This window comes from Gaiella occulta (genome assembly GCF_003351045.1).
Lineage (GTDB): Bacteria > Actinomycetota > Thermoleophilia > Gaiellales > Gaiellaceae > Gaiella > Gaiella occulta.
The window spans coordinates 1-3,037 of record NZ_QQZY01000020.1; the positions used below are offsets into that span (position 1 = coordinate 1).

Genomic DNA, 3,037 nt, shown 5'->3' on the forward strand with positions numbered 1-3,037 from the left:
CCGAGCACGCTGGAGCAACCGCTGGAAGCCCGCCCTCAACGCGTTCGCAGTGACATTCGAAGGACGAATCGAGATCAACGATTAACAAAATAGACAACAGGACTTACACCGAAAATCTGACAGACCCGACGGACTCGAACCGTCGACCCCCTCCTTACCATGGAGATTCGGGGTGGGGGATGGGGTAGTTCGGCGTTGTCTCGCGTTGCCTGAAGGGGTCTACAGTCGGTACGGACTGTTGTTGGGACTACGCAAGACGACCCGCTTCAACGGTGGATGTCCACATTCTGGTCACATGCGGATGGCATCGACCACCGGCGTCGGGATGACCCAGATCTCACTGTCGAAGAACCTGCTTATCGAATGCAAGGGTCACGGGTTGTCGGCTACACGTTGGCACGCGGATAGACTCCGAGGCCGATGTCTCGTCCCAGGATCAAGTTGGACGAACTCGTCTCTCGCACGGGACTTCAGATGTTCGAGGTGAAACGCGAACTACGTCTACGGGGTGTGGTGCCGTCCTCGTCTGGCCGCGTCCCACGAGCCTCCATGTACGTGATCCGAGACATGATCGACGGCTCCTTCAAGTCCGCGAACGCCGGTCGCAGTGCGGGCATTCGACCAAGCCCTACACCTGACACCGACGAGGGCCGTGGGCGCGATACCACACGCTCGTTGATTGACAGTGACGCGACCGAACCTCGCTCGACTGAAGCTACCCAGGGCGAAGAAGAGTCTCGCAGCCTCGTGACCCGACCCCCATTCGAATGGCCCCACATGAGGACAACCTCGATCAACTACCTCAGCGCAGGCGAGGTAGCTGAGATACACGACGCATTGTCAGCCGAGTTCGCCGACACGCAAGATGCTGTCTGGCCGCCAGGGGTCAAAGACCCCAGGCTTCTCGACTCCGCTGCGAGCCGACCGCAGGCATCGACGGTGAAGTACCCCAACGTCCACGCCGCAGCAGCCGCCCTCGTTCATTCACTCATCAGCAACCACCCGTTCCACAACGGAAACAAGCGAACCGCCCTGCTGTCGCTCGTGATCTTCCTCGAATACAAGAACGAGTACTTCATCCAGTTCACGGAGGATGAGCTATACGAGAAGATCGTCGCCGCAGCGAGCCACACCTTGCTTGAGCCTGGCGACACGACGCGAGAGACCGATCCCTTCTTCGCCGACCGAGAGGTACTGGCGATCTACGAATGGCTCCGTGGTAACTCGAAGCCAGTCGAGCACGGTGATCGTCGGCTCCAATGGAGAGAACTGGAAATCCTCTTGAAGCGACATGGATGCACCATCGAACACCACGACAACCGCCGAAAGATTCGACTCGAAAACCGCACGGTGATGTCGGGCGCACGCAACCCCGGCACCGAAATGAGTATCTCGGACATTCGCCACATTCGCCGAGAGCTTCACCTAGATGCAGAACATGGGATGGACTCGGGCCGGTTCTACGGTGGGCACGCTGCTCACCCCAGCCTCGGTGACATCATCCAGCGGTATCGCGGAGTGCTAGAACGGCTGGCGCTCCGTGACCGCACCTGACTCATCGGTCTCTCCCTGCAAGCACCGTCGTTCTGACGATGCTTGTCTGGCCGTGGGTCGGCTAAGGATGGGGGTGAGGCTTACCGAATAGCCTCCCGAGATGCCCGAACCGCGAGTCATGGCGCTGCGCCGCCCCGATGTCTGCGTTGTGTGTGGCACTGCTCTCGGCGCAGGCACCCGAGCAGAGTGGAACCCCAACGTGAAGGTGGTCACTTGCCTGGCATGCGTGACGAAGCGCACTCCGTCTGAACCGGAGCTACCTTCGGCCGAGCAACCGCCCGCCGAGCGATCGTTCGAGCGGGGCACGCCGGGGGCCTCTGCCAGGCGTAAGTACGACAAGCTCCACAACGAGCGCGAGGAGGAAGCGAAGCAGAAGCTCGGCCGGAGGATCGGCGGTGTCTACCTCGCGCTTTCGAACGAGCCGCAGTCCACCCGCGCCTGGGGCATCGGCAGCAGGGGCGAGAGCATCCTTGGTGAGTACCTGGAGTCGCTCCACGACGAGTCCCGCGTGATCGTGCTGCACGACCGCCGCATCCCCAAGTCGAAGGCGAACATCGACCACATCGCGGTCTGTCGCAACGGCATCTACGCCATCGACGCGAAGAACTACGAGGGCAAGGTGCAGCGGATCGACAAGGGCGGATGGTTCTCGACCGACGAGCGCCTCTACGTTGGGCGACGGGATTGTACGAAGCTCGTTGGTGGGATGGGGAAGCAGACCGAGGCGATCCGATCCGCGCTCGGGGAGGCGCTCGTTCAGGAGTTCCAGGTCGATGTGAAGGCAGTGCTCTGCTTCGTGGATGCTGAGTGGTCGTTGTTCGCGAAGCCCTTCAGCCTCGACGGCGTGTGGATCGGCTGGGCCAAAGCGCTCGGCGAGCAGCTACTCGCAGTCGGCCTCTGGAAGCCGCTCACTTGATGTCGTTGGCTCGGAGGGTCGCGACAGCCTTGCCCCCGGCCTGACTCCTCGGAGAGGAGGCTGCGTCTGAAGCTGCCCACTTCGTCGCCCCGTTAGACACATCCGTCGTGCGAATGCTGCAGGCGCTGCTCGCCAGATCCGTCTGTCAAGCTACACCCGATGGCCCGCAACCCGAGATGGTCGGACGATGAACTTCTTGTTGCCATCGACCTGTACATCAACCACCCTCACGCCCGGACAAGCAAGAACGATCCCAGGATCGCCGAGGCGAGCGAAGCTCTCCGGGCGCTCCCCATCCATGTAGATCGCCCTGATCCCGCGAGATTCAGGAATCGAGGATGACTCATGCGCCGTGGAAGTTCGGCGGCGGTCCCTGACTGTTACGCGGCCTCGACGATAGCGACCTCCTCGGTCGGAGTGATCTCGCGTTTGGGCGCGGCTGTCCCGCTTCACGAAATCTGGCAGGGCGGTTACTTTGGGCTCCTGACCTGAAGGAGCACGCTGATGGCACGCCCTGTTGTTCTCTCTGTTGAAGACAAGTTCAGGCTCGTCTTCTCAGTCATCTCG

The 3,037-nt window shown here is 61.4% G+C and carries 2 protein-coding genes; both read left to right on the plus strand.

Going from position 1 to position 3,037, the window contains the following annotated elements; all coding sequences use genetic code 11:
- Positions 1 to 777: 777 nt before the first annotated feature.
- Positions 778 to 1,554, plus strand: coding sequence for a type II toxin-antitoxin system death-on-curing family toxin (locus Gocc_RS15500; protein WP_181813752.1), 777 nt, complete (start codon positions 778 to 780; stop codon positions 1,552 to 1,554).
- A 226-nt stretch (positions 1,555 to 1,780) separates the two neighbouring features.
- The gene (locus tag Gocc_RS15505) at positions 1,781 to 2,470 is read left to right on the plus strand and encodes a nuclease-related domain-containing protein (RefSeq protein WP_181813753.1); all 690 of its coding nucleotides are present in this window, start codon (positions 1,781 to 1,783) and stop codon (positions 2,468 to 2,470) included.
- Positions 2,471 to 3,037 lie beyond the last annotated feature (567 nt).